Source organism: Mycobacterium sp. IDUB_1 (genome assembly GCF_055419625.1).
The window spans coordinates 1,107,241-1,122,113 of the sequence record NZ_JBVAYA010000001.1; the positions used below are offsets into that span (position 1 = coordinate 1,107,241).

Sequence of the window (14,873 nt, forward strand, 5' to 3'; positions counted from 1 at the left end):
CACGGAACCGGCGAGAAGGAAGGCTGACCTGTGACGGATCGATCTGCGAAACCACAAGAAGCGCAGAGTAAGTCAGGTATGCGGATACCCGGATTCGCCCAATTGCAGCGGCTGGGCAAGAGCCTCATGCTGCCGATCGCGGTACTGCCGGCCGCGGGCATCCTGCTGCGGCTCGGGCAGCCGGATCTGCTCGGACGGATCGAGGTCCCCGTCATCGGCGCCTTCTTCAAGGCGATGAGTGCGGCCGGCGACGCGCTGTTCACCAACCTGCCCCTGCTGTTCGCGGTCGGTGTCGCCATCGGTTTCGCGAAGAAGGCTGACGGGTCGACGGCGCTGTCGGCAGTCGTCGGGTACCTGGTGATGCAGGCGGTGTTCAAGACCATGTCGCCGATCGTGCTGGCCGGCGAGGTCGACAAATCCGGTGAGCAGGCGCTGATCAACTACAGCGTGTTCGCCGGCATCGTCGTCGGGTTGCTCACGGCCTGGTTGTTCGACCGGTATCACACGATCGAGTTGCCCTCGTATCTCGGCTTCTTCGGCGGTCGACGCTTCGTCCCGATCGTCGTCTCGCTGGCGTGCCTGTTCCTCGCATTCGCGATGAGCTACTTCTACCCGATCTTCGACGCCGGGCTGACCGGCCTCGGTGAGTTCATCGGCGGTTCCGGAGCAATCGGTGCGTTCGTGTACGGATTCGCCAATCGAATGCTGATCCCGTTGGGGCTGCACCACATTCCCAACTCCTACATCTGGTTCCTCTACGGCGACTACCAGACTCCGGGCGGAGAGACCGTCACCGGCGAACTCACCCGATTCGCGGCGGGAGACCCGACGGCGGGCATCCTGACGTCCGGTTTCTATCCGATCCTGATGTTCGGTCTTCCCGCGGCGGCGCTGGCGATGATCCACGTCGCGAACAAGAAGCAGCGCAAGGTCGCCGTCGGCATCCTGTCGGCAGCGGGGCTGACCGCCTTCCTCACCGGCGTGACCGAACCGCTGGAGTTCGCGTTCATGTTCGTGGCGTTCCCGCTCTACGTCATCCACGCGGTCCTGACCGGCCTGTCGCTGGCGATCGCGTACCTGCTCGACATCCATCTCGGGTTCTCGTTCTCGGCCGGCCTGATCGACCTGCTGCTCTACGGCACGGCACCGGCCGCGAAGAACATTCCGCTGCTGGTCGGCATGGGCGTCGTGTTCTTCGTCGTCTACTACCTGCTGTTCCGGTTCGCGATCACGAAGTTCAACATGCGTACCCCGGGACGTGAGCCGGAAGACGAGTTCGAGGCCGAGGAGCAGGCCAACCTGGAGGCCGGCGCGGACGGAGCGACGACGACCGCAGTGGCCGCGCCCGCTCAGACCACAACGCGTACGAAAGCCGAAGAACTCATCGAGGCGTTCGGCGGTCGCGAGAACCTGGTCAACGTCGACGCGTGCATCACCCGACTGCGCATGGAGGTCGCCGACAAGTCGAAGGTCGACCAGGGCCGTCTCAAAGCGCTCGGAGCCGCCGGCGTCATCGAGGTGGGCAACAACGTACAGGCGGTGTTCGGCACTCAGTCCGAAGCGCTGAAGAACGACATCCGCGAGGCGCTGTAGTTCCGGAAGGTCAGCCGACCTTCTGCAGCTGGAACGGGCTCTGGGTCACGATGCCGCCCGCGCAGCCGTAATTCGAATCCGACGACACCACGCCGCCGAGGGTCACGGGGTCGATCGACATCGACACCACAGCTGGTTCGTAGTGGCCGTCGTCGCAGGTGAGGCCGCCCGGTTTGGACACCGTGAAGTTCCAGCGACCGTTGGTGAAGGTGATCGGCGCCGTCCACCCCTGGTTGCTGGACACGGTGCCGGTGCAGCCGGCGGGGCTGCAGCTGGTGGCGATGGTCCAGACGTTGTACGGATCGCCGTCGGTGGAGCCGTAGGTGCCGTTGAGAAGTGCCGGGTCGGCGGCCGCGGAGCCGGCGAGGGCCAGGGCGACAACTGCCGGTGCGGCGACGGCGGCTATCGGCCGGAGAAGCGTGCGGAAAACCCTTGCCATAGTGACTCGCAATGTACGGCCTGGTCAGGGTGGGAAGTGGTAGGCGGAATCGGTTGTATCCGTTGTGTCGCCGAACCGAGATCTGATGCGGTGCCGGACCGTCCTGAAGGGGCGATCCGGCACCGCCGGGGATCAGAGCGGAATCCAGATTCCGAAGAACCAGAAACCCCATGCGTGGAAGCCCGGATCGAAGACCGGTTGCACCCCGTGCCCCCAGTAATCGAAGGGCGGAGGTGGCGGTCCCCACGGTGGAGGGAGAGGCCCGTGCGGAGGGGGCGGCGGGGGCGGTCCGAAGCCCCACGGCGCCGGACCGTCACCCCAGGGCGGTCGATGGCCGCGCCACTGGGGACCTTCCGGCGGTCCCCAGTCAGGAGGGGGAGGCGGACCCCAGTTGGGCGGTGGTGGTCCGCCAGGTGGTCCACCGGGCGGTCCCTGCCAACCGGGCCCACCGGGCGGCGGAGGCGACGGGGGAGGCGGCCCATGCCAGCCAGGGCCGGGCCCAGGACCGCCCGGCTGCGCCATTGCCGGGGCGGCACCCAGGCCGAGGACAGCAGCGCCGATCCCGGCAGTCACTGCAGCGCACGTGACGAATGATTTCGCCTTCATCCAGTGCTCCTTGTGTCGTGCTTCCCCGACGCCTCCGCGAGGGTAGGGACGGAGTTTGGACAGGGGCTGCACAGATCCTGGGGACTGGCTGACCCGCCCGTCGAGGCTTGGTGACGCTCGTGTGGTCGCCGGAATGTGGAAGGCTGCGGCAGAGGGAGTCGCCGTGTCATCGCGGATTCCGGTGAGCGGAAAGGGGCGATCGATGTCAGACGAGCCGGGCCACGACAATGCGTTCCAATTGCGGCAACTCATCGATCGGTTGCCGTCGATGGTGGCCTACTGGGACGCCAACCTGTGCAACGTGATCGCGAACAACGCCCACACGCAATTCTTCGCGAAGACTCCCGCCGAGATCCGGGGCCGCCACATCTTCGACTTGCTGGTCGGCGATCTCGGCGAGACCAGCCGCCCCTATGTCGAGGCAGCGATGAGCGGCCGCGACCAGGTCTTCGAGAAGACACTCACCGACGGACACGGTGTCACCCGGCATGTGCAGGCGTCGTATCTGCCCGAGGTGATCGACGGGCAGGTGCACGGGCTATACGTCGAGGTCGCCGACGTCACCAAAGGAGTCGAGGCCGAACGAGCTCGAGACGAGGCACAACGACTGCTCCACATCAGCAGGGAGAACGCGCCTTTCGGCGAGGCGATGTTCACCACGGCTGGTGACGCTCTGTACGTGAACCCGTCGCTGTGTCAGATGTTGGACGTCTCTCGCGAGGAGGCAGAAGGGTTGCGCTATCTCGACGGTGTGCATCCCGATGATCGTGAGACCGCCGAAGAGGAGTGGCGTCAACTGGTCGACCGTTCGGCGCCACAAATCTTCGCCGAGTCCCGCTATCTCCGCCGCGACGGCGCCATCGTCTGGATCCAGTGTCACGCCGTGCTGGTCCCGGCCGCGCACGGCGGTGCCGATGTCGTGCTGGGTCAGTACCAGGACGTCACCGACCGGAAGTTGGTCGACGCCGAATTCGCCCGGCTGGCAGTGACCGATCAACTCACCGGCTTGCACAACCGCCACGCGCTGGTGGCCGAGATCGCCGAACGCCGCGACGTCGAACCGTCGGCGCCCGTGGGGATCGTCTTCGCCGACCTGGACGGGTTCAAACGCATCAACGACATGCACGGACACGCGGCGGGCGACGCGGTCCTCCAGGCCGCGGCGCGGCGACTGGCCGACGCCGTCGCACCCCACTCGGCCTACCGGCTCGGCGGGGACGAGTTCGTCGTCCTGGTGATCGACTCCGTCACCGACGACCGCGTCGCACATCTGGCATCCCGCGTCGGTGCGGCGTTGAGCGGAAGTCACCGCCTCGACAGCGGCGAGGTGAGCGTGACCGCGTCGGTGGGGTGGACGTGCAATCCGCCGTGCGACATCGGCGAACTGATCCGAGAAGCCGACATCGACATGTATCGGCACAAGGCGCGGCGCAGGACACCGCCCGAGGAGTTGTGAGCCCGAAGAGTTGTGAGCTCGTGACCTCACCCCGTTTAAACTAGATTCAAAAATGCTCTAGGGTGGGGTCTGCCGGAGGTGCAGTGAGCGCCTCACCGGCGGAAGGGGGCTCGGCAGGGTGAACCGCCACGATCTGGTCGTTGCCGACTACGAAGTCGTCGTTGGTGGCCTCGATGTCGTTGCTACGCAGCAGTCAGAGCTGATGGAGTGAAGATTCCGTGGCAGCCGGACCCCATGTGTGCGACGACATCGCGCACGCTCCAGCCCTGCGCCCTGCTCTCGGTGAGCCACTGCGAGTCGGAGAGGCGTTCGCAGACGGCGAGCAGGGCGGCGCGTTCGGCTTTCAGCGCCGCGGCGCGGTCGACTCTCACCCGTCAAGCCTCCGCACTCGGAGTTGTCTGGTCAAGGGCACGCGTCATGCGGGAACACCCGTTCCGGAACCGGCGGATCACTCAAGAGTGCGGGCAGCACGAAGGTCCGCAAGTAGCGCCGCGTCGTCTGCGGATCGGTGGAGTCCGGGACGACCCCCATGAGCAACGTGATCGCGGTAATGACAAGGAATTGCGCGAGATCGTCTGGCCGCAGCCCGTCGCGCAGCCCGTCGCGATCGACGTCGAGTGAACTGACGAAGACGGAGATCAGCTCTGTCAGTGAGCGGTCCTGAGCGATCAACTGCGCGATGGTGCCGTCCTCGGTGTGCTCCGACAACGTCTGCAGCAGGGGGTCCTCGACGAGCTCCGTCGCCACGATGACCAGACTCTCTACCAGCATGTCGGCCAAGCTCGCACCCTCGGGGAGGCGGGCCACGGTCTCCTGCTGATGCCCGCGCGTCTTCCGGGCCACCAGCTCCTCCAGTAGCCGTTGGCGATTCGGGAAATGGCGGTACATCGCGGCACGCGAGTATCCGGCCTCGCGCGCGATGAGCTCCATGGTCGAGGCCTGGAACCCGCGTGCCAAGATCGACCGCTCCGCGGCATCCATCAACACGGTGCGGGCCTGATCGGCGGAATTGCCCCCGCCAGCAGGACGCCCCCGCGCTCGGCGCGGAGGTGCCGCAGCGGCGGCATCGGGGGATGTGCTCATCGTGGTGTCCTTCGAGCGACCAGTATGCCCGCTGCTCTTGCTCTGGTGGAGTCGTGACTCTATAAATATACGAATATCTAGTTATGTCTATTTTTGGAGGGGAGCGGAGTGAAGCGACGATCGACGGCCGCGGTGACGCTCGGTGTGCTGGCCGCGCCGATGTCAGCAGGGCTGTTCCTGGGCATCGGGGTCGCGGCGGCGGAACCGGACGAGCACGGCGGCCAGACGACGGTCAGCGCTACGAATGACTCCGGGCCCCGGGCCGGATCGTCGCCGCGGGCCCGTCGCGCGGAACGATCCGATGCAGATCAGCGCCGTCCACAATGGCTTCCTCGGCATCGGGCGGCCGACGGCCGGGAATCGCCAGACCCCGCACCACGTCGCGCGGCGCGGTCGACGCAGCAGGTGTCGCCTCGCGACGACACACCAGTGCGCCGCTGGGGGAACCGTGCGACTCCGGATCGCGTCCTGCTGCGCGAGATGACGCCGCACGCACCGAAGGCCACGCCATCCCTCGTGTCGCGGGCGCAGGTCGATGACGGGCCGCTGCCGAGCCCGCCTCGGCGCGCCCGCCTGCTGAACGTCGTGGGATCGCTGGTCCTCAACAGCCTCGTCGGTCTCATCCACCTCGCCGACGGGCCGCCCGTCCTTCCGCCGAACAGCACGGTCACCGTGCGGACGACGAGCCTGACGCTGCCCATCGGCACGGGGCGGTCCGTACAGGCCGACTGGTACTTCCCGGAAGACGCCGACGACTCCACGCGGCTGATCTACTTCCAGCACGGGTTCCTCGCCAGCGGGCCGATCTACAGCTACACCGTCGCGCGTCTGGCCGAGCGCACCGACAGCATCGTCGTCGCTCCGTCACTGTCGTCGAACTTCTTCTCTCCATCAGCGGAGTGGGTGGGTGGCTCGACCGTCCAACGCGCCGTCGCCGACCTGTTCGTCGGCGATCGCTCCGGGCTCACCGAAAGTGCTTCTGCCGCAGCAGGATACGACATCACCCTGCCGCAGAAGTTCGTGCTGGTCGGACACTCGGCGGGCGGCACACTGGTCACCAGCGTCGCCGGCTTCCTCGTCGACAACGGAGCGATCGAAGACCTCCAGGGCATCGTGATGCTCGACGGCGTCGAACCCGCCGGCTCGCCGTTCGTCAACAACGCGCTGTCGAAGCTGCGCGGCGCCGACGATCGACCCATCTATTTGATCTCGTCGGACCGCTACTTCTGGAGCCGGAACGGGGACATGGCCGACAAGCTCCAGCTCGCTCGGCCTGACGACTTCAACGGGGTCCATCTCGTCGGCGGCCGGCACATCGATTACATGTTGGGCGGCAACAAGATCGTCCAGTTCGCCGAGTACCTCACCGCGGGCTTCTCGAAGCCGCAGAACATCGCGGCGGCCGAGATCCTGATGGCCGGTTGGGTGAACGACCTGTTCTCCGGGACGGCCTCGCAGGGTATCTACGGGTTGCCCGGGCAGGACATCCCGATCCCGACGCCGGCAGGCACCGCCGACGCCGTGGTCTTGCCTCTGGGCTATCCGGCACGCCCCGTGTGGAACCCAGTGGTGGAGGCGGTCCTGACCGCGATCTTCGACTTCGGTGGCCGCAACTGGTTCGTCTACGAGCCACTGCCGGGCCACGAGGTGCCGGTCAGGGCAGTTTGATGGCCGACAGGTACATCTCGATGACTGGGCGGAACAGGTCGACGTCATCGATCTGACTGCCCAGCACCACGGAATCGCTTGTAGAGACCAAGATCTGGGCGAAGATCGCCGGCGAGATCGATAGCGAGCCACCGAGGTTGTCGATGCCATCGACGATGAATCGGGACAGTGCTTCGATGACCTCGGCCCGCTTGGCGGCAACGCGCGGTCGCGCTTCCGGGTTGCGATGGAGGTACAGCGCGAACTCGAGACCCAGCGCGGCGTACTCGGCTCCGCGATCGGCGGCTAGCTGACGCCAGCGCGCGGCGATGGCGTCGAGCTCTCGCGCGCCCACCTCCGTGGCCGCCGAGAGGACGTCGGCGAAGTTGTCGAAGTACCGACGCCAGTGGCGGTCACTGACAGCGAGGAAGAAGTCCTCTTTGGTGGCGAAGTGCTTGTAGATCGCGCCCTTCGTGTATCCGGCTGCTCGCGCGATGTCGTCGAGACTTGCTGACGTGAAACCCTTTTCGGCGAACACCTCTTCGGCGGCGTCGAGCAGTAGTGTGCGCGTGCGCTCTAGGCGACGCTCCCGCGTCCATCGCTCGACCATGCTGTGAGTCTGCCAGAAACTCTGAAAAACCATTGGGATGCTCAGATACTGAGTGGTATCCTCGGTGAGCGCAGGATGCGGCGCTTGACGAGAGGATCTACCGGACGTGAGCGAGCCATCGAACAGGAAGAGCGGGTCCCCGGTCACCGAAACACTGGGCACGGTGCCCGATCTCGGCGCATCGGCACAGCCCCCGAGCAGGGCGGTCCGGGTGTGGGCCGTAGTAGGCGGTGCTGTTCTGCTGCTGCAGCTCTACGTGTGGATCCGGTGGGTCTCGGGGCCTTACTTCACTCGAGTTCCCGGCGGACCCAGCGATCCGCCGCTCTACATGAAGGTCCCGCTGATCCTCAACATGGTCGTGGTCTGCGTGGGCCTGCCGATCGCCTTCTACTGGTTCCTGATAAGGCCCTGGCGCCGAGAGCGCCGGATCACCCTCGACGGCCTGCTGTTCATCTCGATGGGGTTGATGTTCTTCCAGGACCCTCTGCTGAACTGGTTCAACACCTGGTGCACCTATAACAGCTGGCTCCCCAATTTCGGAGCCTGGACGCCGTACATCCCGGGCTGGGTCTCACCGGACGAACCCGGCCGAATGGTGCCCGAGCCGATCTTCACGAACTCTCCCGGCTACGCCGCCGGTGTGCTGATGCTGACCATTCTCGGGTGCTGGCTGATGCGGAAGGTGAAGTCGCGCTGGCCCGACATCAGCAACCTGCGGCTCATCCTCGTCACCTACGCGGCCGCGTTTGTGCTCGACTTCGTGATGGAGGGCCTGATCTTGCTGCCCACCGGGCTGTACAGCTACCCCGGCGCGATCCAGTCGCTGTCGTTGAACGCCGGCACCTATTACCAGTGGCCGGTGTACGAAGGCTTGATGTGGGCCGGCGTGCAGGCCGCGCTGTGCAGCCTGCGGTACTTCACCGACGATCGGGGCCGGACCATCGTCGAACGCGGACTGGACCACGTGCGGGGCGGTTTCGTCACCCAGCAGTTCACGCGGTTCCTTGCGGTCTTCGGCGCGGTGAGCGCGTGCTTCTTCCTGTTGTTCAACGTCCCGATCCAGTTCTTCGCCATGCACGGCGACCCGTGGCCGGAGGACACCGTCAAGCGCTCGTACTTCACCAACGGGCTGTGCGGCCCAGGCATCGACACCCCCTGCCCCGATCCCGCGCTGCCCATCCCCACCCGCGAGTCCGGCTACGTCAACGTCGACGGACAGCTGGTTTTGCCCGACGGCGTCGAGATGCCTCGGACCGTGCCCTTCGAGACGGGGAATTGAGTAGTGACCATCACAACCACACCCACAACGTCGCCGCTTCCTGACACCGCCTCCGCCGCACCGTATTACCGGGCGGTCGGAGACGAGGTCGAGGTCTTTCGGGCGGCCGCCCGCCGGGGTGTGCCCGTTCTACTCAAGGGACCCACCGGATGCGGCAAGACCCGCTTCGTCGAGGCGATGGCCCACGACCTGGGGCGCGACCTGATCACCGTGGCCGGACACGAAGACATGACGTCAGCCGACTTGATAGGTCGCTTCCTGCTCAAGGGTGGCGAGACCGTCTGGGTGGACGGCCCGCTGACACGCGCGGTCCGGACGGGGGCGATCTGCTATCTCGACGAGATCGTGGAGGCGCGTCAGGACACCACGGTCGTCATCCACCCGCTGGCTGACCACCGGCGCGAACTCCCGGTCGACCGCCTCGGCATCACGTTGCAGGCAGCGCCCGGTTTCCAGCTGGTGATCTCCTACAACCCCGGCTACCAGAGCGTCCTCAAGGACCTCAAGCAGTCGACCCGGCAGCGGTTCGTCGCTATCGAGCTCGCCTTCCCGCCGCCCGACATCGAGATCGACGTCGTCGCGCGCGAATCCGGTGTCGACGTCACCACGGCACAGTCCATGGTGAGTGTCGGCGCCGCGATCCGCACCCTGGACGGTTCTCCGCTGCACGAGGTGGTGTCCACCCGCCTGCTCGTGCTGGCGGGAATCCTGGTGGCGGAAGGGCTCAGTGTGCGCAGCGCCGTGCAGTCCGCCATCGTCCAGGTGCTCTCCGACGATGCCGGCATGATCCGCGCCCTCGGTGAGCTGGTCGACGCGGTCCTGTCGGCTCGTGGCCGAGCCTGACCCCTCCGGCCCCGGCCGCTTCGCGCTGCTGGCGGGCTTCGTGGCCGGCCGGTCGCTGGAGGTGGCGTCCGCCCCAGCGGGTGAGGCGGCCTACACCGACGGCGGAGTGGTGTTCGTCTCCGTCGGCGGTGACCTCACCGAACAACGGCGGGAGGTGCTGGTCCAGAGCGCGCTGCTGGGAGCCGGCAGTCTGCGTCCCACGCACGTGAAATTCCTGCGGGGGCGGCCATCGGTGGCGCGACGCTATCTCGGCCTCGAGGGTCGGCGTGCGCTCGCCGACCTGGCCGCCCGGATGCCGTCGGCCGGCACACTCGCGCCCGCCGACGGGCCACTGACGAGCAGCCCTGAGGATTCACTTGCGTTGGCGCGCAGCCGGACTCGGCTCGAAGAGCCGCCGCCCTGGTTCGGAGTGCTGCGGCCGTCCCGGCTCCTGACGGCGACCTCGTCGCGCGGCTCCACCCCGAGTGACGGCGACTTACGTGTGCAGCTCACCCCGTCGGACACCGACGACGAGAGCGACGACAACCGCGAAGAGACCGAGGGGAGCAAGCTCCTTCAGCTGTTCGAGGCGCCGCTGACCGGTTCGTCGACCGTCGCCGACTTCCTCAAGAAGCTGTTCGGCAACTCCAAACCCTCCGAGGGAAACGCTGCCGGCGGCGAGCTGCGGGTCGGGTCAGCCCGCAGAACGCGCGAGGTGGGCGCAAGCGCCCGGCCACTACCGACGCGGATCCAGTTCTCCGACGAGGACAGACCCGGGGCGGCAGTAGGAGTGGGCGGTGCGCTCCACCCGGAGTGGGACGTCTTCAGCAGTCGGTATCGGCCCGACTGGTGTCGTGTCCTTGACCTACCGCTCACTGCGGCGGCCGACGCGACAGCCGGCGGCGTGGCCCGTGACGAGGTGCTCACGCGCAGGCTGGCCCGGGTGGGACTCGGGCTGACGGTGTTGCGTGGCCGCCCCGACGGCGACGAACTCGACCTCGACCCCCTCATCGACATGGCCATCGACCTGCGCTGCGGACAGTCGCCGCCGGAGAACGTCTACACCGAACGGCGGAAGCTGGCTCGCAACCTCGGGGTGCTCATCCTGCTCGACTCCTCGGGGTCGGCTACCGATACCGACGCCGGCGGGCTGACCGTGCACGACCACCAGCGTCGCGCCGCGGCCACTCTCGCAGTAACCCTTGAAGAGCTCGGAGACCGCGTCGCGCTCTACGCGTTCCGCTCGCAGAGTCGCCACGACGTGCATCTGCTGCGCATCAAGTCCTTCGCGCAACGCTTCAGCGCGGTGGAGCGAGCCCGTCTCAACGGGCTGCAACCGTTCGGCTTCACCCGTCTGGGCGCCGGCATCCGGGGGGCCGGCGAAATCGTGAAAGCTCAAGCAGGAACGCCCAACCGACTGCTCGTCGTGCTCTCCGACGGCTATCCCTACGACAGTGGGTACGAAGGAAAGTACGCCGAGGCCGACACCCAGCGGGCGCTGGCCGAGCTGCGCGCAGACGGTGTCGCGTGCCTGTGCCTGTCGATCGGCACGGCGGCGGACTCGGCGACGCTCGCGCGGGTGTTCGGATCCGTCGGGCACGCGAGTGCCGCGGAGCTCGCCGAACTCAGCCCGCAGATGGACAAGCTTTTCCTGAATGTGCTGCGGGAACTGGCCGCACCGTCGACAACGAGTGTCCGCTCGCAGAGGTACGGATGGTCGCCGCTCGTCTCAGAGCGGACGTTGTTCCATCGGTAGTCGATTGACGCAGGTCGGTGCGTGTGTGGAGCCGATGACGGGAATCGAACCCGCGTATTCAGCTTGGGAAGCTGATGTTCTGCCATTGAACTACATCGGCCGTGTTGTGAAGGGCAAGGCTAACACGCGCGAAACCTCGCCTGGTGTGCGCTCGAGCGCACACCAGGCGAGGTCCTCACGTCAGGTCAGAGGGCGACGCTCACCGGCAGCGGTGTGATCGGCGCCTGCACCGAAACCGTCGTCGTCGCGCCACTCGAATCGGTGGCGGTGATCAGGAACGTGTCCTCCGGCGGGGTGGTGCTAAACCGTCCCGGACCGCTGGTGTAGAAGGTCTGCGGAAGTCCCAGGGGTCTGCCCGCAGAGAACGTCGTGACGACGATCGAGACCTGCTCTCCCGCGACGAGATCGAGCGTGACCCGCGGGCAGAACCCCGTGTTGCCGCCACAGCCGGTCACCGGCACGGTGTGTGCGCGGCTATCGTCGTTGAGAACCACGGCACTGGTCTCTGGCGAGCTGGGGTCAAATGTCCCGCGGTACATGATCATCACGGTGTCCACAGGGGCTTCCGTCTGGCCGAAGACGTATGTCTGCGTGGCGGTCGCGGTGAAGAACGTCGCGATGTAGTTCCGGGTGGCGCCGCGCTGAGTCAGTTGACTGATGTTGCGTAGTCCGTCCGTAGTGCTGCCGAACGTGCCCTGGGTGACCTGCGAGGGATCGGTGAGGTTGATCGTCCCGCCGGTCGTTCCGCCGCTGACCGCCGCTCGCGCGTCGTCCGTCGGTGTGTAGACGAACGCGCCCGTGTTCGGATCGATCGTCACGTTTCCGTACGGGGTATTCACCGGCGCGCTGTAGGTGATCGTCCCACCCTCAGGGTCCGTCGCGCCGACCGTGCCCCGCACCTCTCCTGACGTCGGGTCGGCGGCGCCGGTGTTCACGCCCGTGATCACCGGTGCGTCGTTGACACTCTCGACGGTCACTGTCACCGTCGCCGGTCCGCTCGAGAAGGTCCCATCCGTCGCCGTGTAGGTGAACGTGTCGACGCCGAAGACGTTCGCGTTCGGCGTGTAGGTGTATGAGCCGTCGCCATTGCGCACCAGCGTGCCGTTGGCCGGCTGGGTGAACGAGTCGACGGCCAACGTTCCGCTCGAGGTGCTGACGTCGTTGCCCAGCAGTGTTCCCGGCAGGAACGTCACCGAGGTGTCCTCGGTGGCGTCCAGCGCGTCGTCGGTGGCCACCGGCCCGTCGTCGACGGCCGCGACGGTGATCGTGACCGTGGCCAGCGCGCTGGTCGTGGTGCCGTCGGACACCGAGTAGGTGAAGGTGTCGGTGCCGTTGAAGTTGGCGTTGGGCGTGTAAGTGAATGAGCCGTCCGCGTTGTGGACAAGTGTGCCGTTGGCCGGCGCCGCCCCGATGACCGCCGTCAGCGTGTCACCGTCGGCATCGGTGTCGTTGCCCAACAGCGCATCTCGCGGGAAGGTGACTGAGGTGTCCTCGGTGGCTTCCACTGCGTCGTTGGTGGCGACGGGTGCGTCGTTGACGGCGTTGACCGTGACAGTGACTGTGGCGGTCACGCTTTCGGTGCCATCGCTGACGGTGTAGGTGAAGGTGTCAGTGCCATTGAAGTCCGCGTCGGGGTTGTAGCTGATGGTGCCGTCGCGGTTGATCCAGAGGTCGCCGTGTTCGGGTTGGGTGTAGCCCTCGACGGAGAGGTCGTCACCGTCGATATCGGTGTCGTCGGCGAGCAGGTCGGCCGGGTTGACGATCAACAGGCCGTCCTCGTCGACGGACACGGCGTCGTCGGTCGCGACGGGTGCGTCGTTGACGGCGTTGACGGTGACCGTGACTGTCGCCGTGGCGCTTTCGGTGCCGTCGGTGACGGTGTAGGTGAAGGTGTCGGTGCCGGTGAAGTCCGCGTCGGGGTTGTAGCTGATGGTGCCGTCGCGGTTGATCCAGAGGTCGCCGTGCTCGGGTTGGGTGTAGCCCTCGACGGAGAGGTCGTCACGGTCGATATCGGTGTCGTTGGCCAGCAGGTCGGCCGGGTTGACGACGAGCAGGCCGTCCTCGTCGACGGACACGGCGTCGTCGGTCGCGACGGGTGGGTCGTTGACGGGGTTCACGGTCACGGTGACTGTGGCGGTCGTGGCTTTGATGCCGTCGGTGACGGTGTAGGTGAAGGTGTCGGTGCCGGTGAAGTCGTCGTCGGGGTCGTAGGTGAAGGTGCCGTCGCGGTTGATCCAGAGGTCACCGTGTTCAGGCTGGGTGTAACCGTCGATGGACAGGTCGTCACCGTCAGGGTCGCTGTCGTTGGCCAGCAGGTCTCCCGGGCTGACGATCAGCAGGCCGTCTTCGTCGACGGTGACGCTGTCGTTGCCGGCCACGGGCGCGCGGTCGGTCGCTGCGACGTTCACGGTGATGATCGCCCAGTCGCTGTGCCCCCCGAACAGGCCGTGGACGTGGAAGTCGTCGCTGTCGTAGTCGGACACCCGCACCAGGAATCTGTCCCGGCCGCCGGTGAGTGCGAACTCGTTGTCGGCGTCATAGGTGAATGTCCCCGTGGCGGGGTCGACGGTGACGGTGCCGTGCTTGGGGCCGAACCACTTTCCCCGCGCCACCCGATAGGTCAGTGGGTCGTCGTCGGCATCCGTGCCGCCGAACGCGATCGGGACGCTGACGTCCTCGTACTCGTCGAGCGTTACGTCGACCTGCTGGTTGTCCAGCACGGGCCGACGGTTGAACAGCGTGCGCCGCGACTCCCGGTTCGCGACGCTCAGCATGCTCCACAGGCCGGTACCGGCGGGGGCGTCGGGCTCGGCCGGCGCTGCCGGTTCGTCGAGCTCCACGACCGCCGTCTCGGCCACCACGTGCGGCGACGTCACCACCGACGTCGCGATGAGGGTCCTCGTCGGCCGCGCCACAGACCTGCGGAGGGGAGCCTTCGGGGCGCTTTCCGCCTGCGTGGCCTCCGCGTCGGGGGCTGCGACCGCAGGTGCGTCAGTCCCGCGGACCTCGACGGCGTCCTCGTCATCCGTTCTGGTCGTTCGTGTGGGCGCGGCCGGCTTCTCGAGCTTGTTGCGTCGTTGGGTACGCGGCGACGCATCGTCAGCGGAGCTGTTGTTCTTGGCGGAGCTGTCGTTCTTGGTGGAGCCGCGCTTGCCTCGCGTGGACGTCGACGTGGCGGAGGGTGAGGAATCCGGCCGCGAGACGGACTGGTTGTCCGAGGACGAGCTGGTGGATGTGGAGTCGCTGTCAGCCGACGCGACGCCGGTGGCGCTGCTGGCTATCGCAAACCCGACTCCCACTACCACAGCTAATGCGCCGACGCGCCCGATGTGGGTACCGTGGGCGAGCGCCGCCGCTGTCGCAGTCGCGTGCCGATTGTTTGACCGTGCTTTCATGGATGTTTCCCCCAATTGACAGCCCGGACTTGATATTTGAGGCACTACGGTGGAACGTGCAGACGCGATGGCCCCCCGGGCAGCAACGCACCACGACGACACGTGGGATAGGACAGAGACACCAGTCGCCGCATCACACGGCCATCCCCGATAGCAAAACTGGTGACGGGATCGAAGCTAACATGCG

At 66.6% G+C, this 14,873-nt stretch carries 11 protein-coding genes and 1 tRNA gene; 6 read left to right on the forward strand and 6 right to left on the reverse strand.

Translation table 11 applies throughout. The features are described from left to right. The first annotated feature begins 78 nt into the window (after positions 1–78). Complete coding sequence (locus ACZYYX_RS05600; RefSeq protein ID WP_463813441.1) at positions 79–1,593, forward strand: PTS transporter subunit EIIC; 1,515 nt, start codon at positions 79–81, stop codon at positions 1,591–1,593. A 10-nt stretch (positions 1,594–1,603) separates the two neighbouring features. Here the strand turns inward: ACZYYX_RS05600 and ACZYYX_RS05605 are convergent, their stop codons facing one another. After that, positions 1,604–2,032: a hypothetical protein gene (locus tag ACZYYX_RS05605; RefSeq protein WP_463813442.1), complete on the reverse strand. Its 429-nt coding sequence runs from the start codon at positions 2,030–2,032 to the stop codon at positions 1,604–1,606. Between the two features lie 808 nt (positions 2,033–2,840). On the opposite strand from ACZYYX_RS05605, the gene ACZYYX_RS05610 reads away from it, so the two are divergent. Further along, positions 2,841–4,094, forward strand: coding sequence for a sensor domain-containing protein (locus tag ACZYYX_RS05610; protein WP_463813443.1), 1,254 nt, complete (start codon positions 2,841–2,843; stop codon positions 4,092–4,094). A 182-nt stretch (positions 4,095–4,276) separates the two neighbouring features. Here ACZYYX_RS05610 and ACZYYX_RS05615 read toward each other — a convergent pair whose 3' ends face one another. Together ACZYYX_RS05615 and ACZYYX_RS05620 are read right to left on the reverse strand one after the other, a co-directional pair. Continuing rightward, positions 4,277–4,465, reverse strand: a complete 189-nt coding sequence (locus ACZYYX_RS05615) for a DinB family protein (RefSeq protein ID WP_463813444.1) — start codon at positions 4,463–4,465, stop codon at positions 4,277–4,279. Positions 4,466–4,496: 31 nt separating this feature from the next. Beyond that, positions 4,497–5,177: a TetR/AcrR family transcriptional regulator gene (locus tag ACZYYX_RS05620; protein ID WP_463813445.1), complete on the reverse strand. Its 681-nt coding sequence runs from the start codon at positions 5,175–5,177 to the stop codon at positions 4,497–4,499. Between the two features lie 108 nt (positions 5,178–5,285). Here ACZYYX_RS05620 and ACZYYX_RS05625 point away from each other — a divergent pair, with 108 nt between their 5' ends. Beyond that, positions 5,286–6,845, forward strand: coding sequence for an alpha/beta hydrolase family protein (locus ACZYYX_RS05625; protein ID WP_463813446.1), 1,560 nt, complete (start codon positions 5,286–5,288; stop codon positions 6,843–6,845). Here the strand turns inward: ACZYYX_RS05625 and ACZYYX_RS05630 are convergent. Then, positions 6,832–7,434 (reverse strand): TetR/AcrR family transcriptional regulator, encoded by a 603-nt coding sequence (locus tag ACZYYX_RS05630; RefSeq protein WP_463813447.1) that lies wholly within the window; start codon positions 7,432–7,434, stop codon positions 6,832–6,834. The two genes, ACZYYX_RS05625 and ACZYYX_RS05630, sit on opposite strands and share 14 nt — an antisense overlap. Positions 7,435–7,540: 106 nt before the next feature. Between ACZYYX_RS05630 and ACZYYX_RS05635 the strand changes: the two genes are divergently transcribed. The 3 genes from ACZYYX_RS05635 to ACZYYX_RS05645 are packed head-to-tail and all read left to right on the forward strand — an operon-like array spanning position 7,541 to position 11,291. Further along, positions 7,541–8,713 carry a spirocyclase AveC family protein gene (locus ACZYYX_RS05635; protein WP_463813448.1) on the forward strand — a complete coding sequence of 391 codons (1,173 nt, stop codon included), beginning with the start codon at positions 7,541–7,543 and terminating at the stop codon, positions 8,711–8,713. Between the two features lie 3 nt (positions 8,714–8,716). Beyond that, positions 8,717–9,556, forward strand: a complete 840-nt coding sequence (locus ACZYYX_RS05640) for an AAA family ATPase (protein WP_463813449.1) — start codon at positions 8,717–8,719, stop codon at positions 9,554–9,556. After that, positions 9,543–11,291, forward strand: a complete 1,749-nt coding sequence (locus tag ACZYYX_RS05645) for a nitric oxide reductase activation protein NorD (RefSeq protein ID WP_463813450.1) — start codon at positions 9,543–9,545, stop codon at positions 11,289–11,291. The genes ACZYYX_RS05640 and ACZYYX_RS05645 overlap by 14 nt, the downstream gene beginning before the upstream one ends. Before the next feature lie 26 nt (positions 11,292–11,317). Here ACZYYX_RS05645 and ACZYYX_RS05650 read toward each other — a convergent pair. Together ACZYYX_RS05650 and ACZYYX_RS05655 are read right to left on the reverse strand one after the other, a co-directional pair. After that, positions 11,318–11,391: transfer RNA gene (locus ACZYYX_RS05650), tRNA-Gly, on the reverse strand. 85 nt (positions 11,392–11,476) lie between these two features. After that, positions 11,477–14,590: a tandem-95 repeat protein gene (locus tag ACZYYX_RS05655; RefSeq protein WP_463813451.1), complete on the reverse strand. Its 3,114-nt coding sequence runs from the start codon at positions 14,588–14,590 to the stop codon at positions 11,477–11,479. Between the last annotated feature and the right edge of the window lie 283 nt (positions 14,591–14,873).

Excerpts from the sequence above, each read along its gene's own strand:
- ACZYYX_RS05600 (WP_463813441.1), top strand. The coding sequence starts at position 79 with ATGCGGATACCCGGATTCGCCCAATTGCAGCGGCTGGGCAAGAGCCTC.
- ACZYYX_RS05605 (WP_463813442.1), bottom strand. The coding sequence starts at position 2,032 with ATGGCAAGGGTTTTCCGCACGCTTCTCCGGCCGATAGCCGCCGTCGCC.
- ACZYYX_RS05610 (WP_463813443.1), top strand. The coding sequence starts at position 2,841 with ATGTCAGACGAGCCGGGCCACGACAATGCGTTCCAATTGCGGCAACTC.
- ACZYYX_RS05620 (WP_463813445.1), bottom strand. The coding sequence starts at position 5,177 with ATGAGCACATCCCCCGATGCCGCCGCTGCGGCACCTCCGCGCCGAGCG.
- ACZYYX_RS05630 (WP_463813447.1), bottom strand. The coding sequence starts at position 7,434 with ATGGTCGAGCGATGGACGCGGGAGCGTCGCCTAGAGCGCACGCGCACA.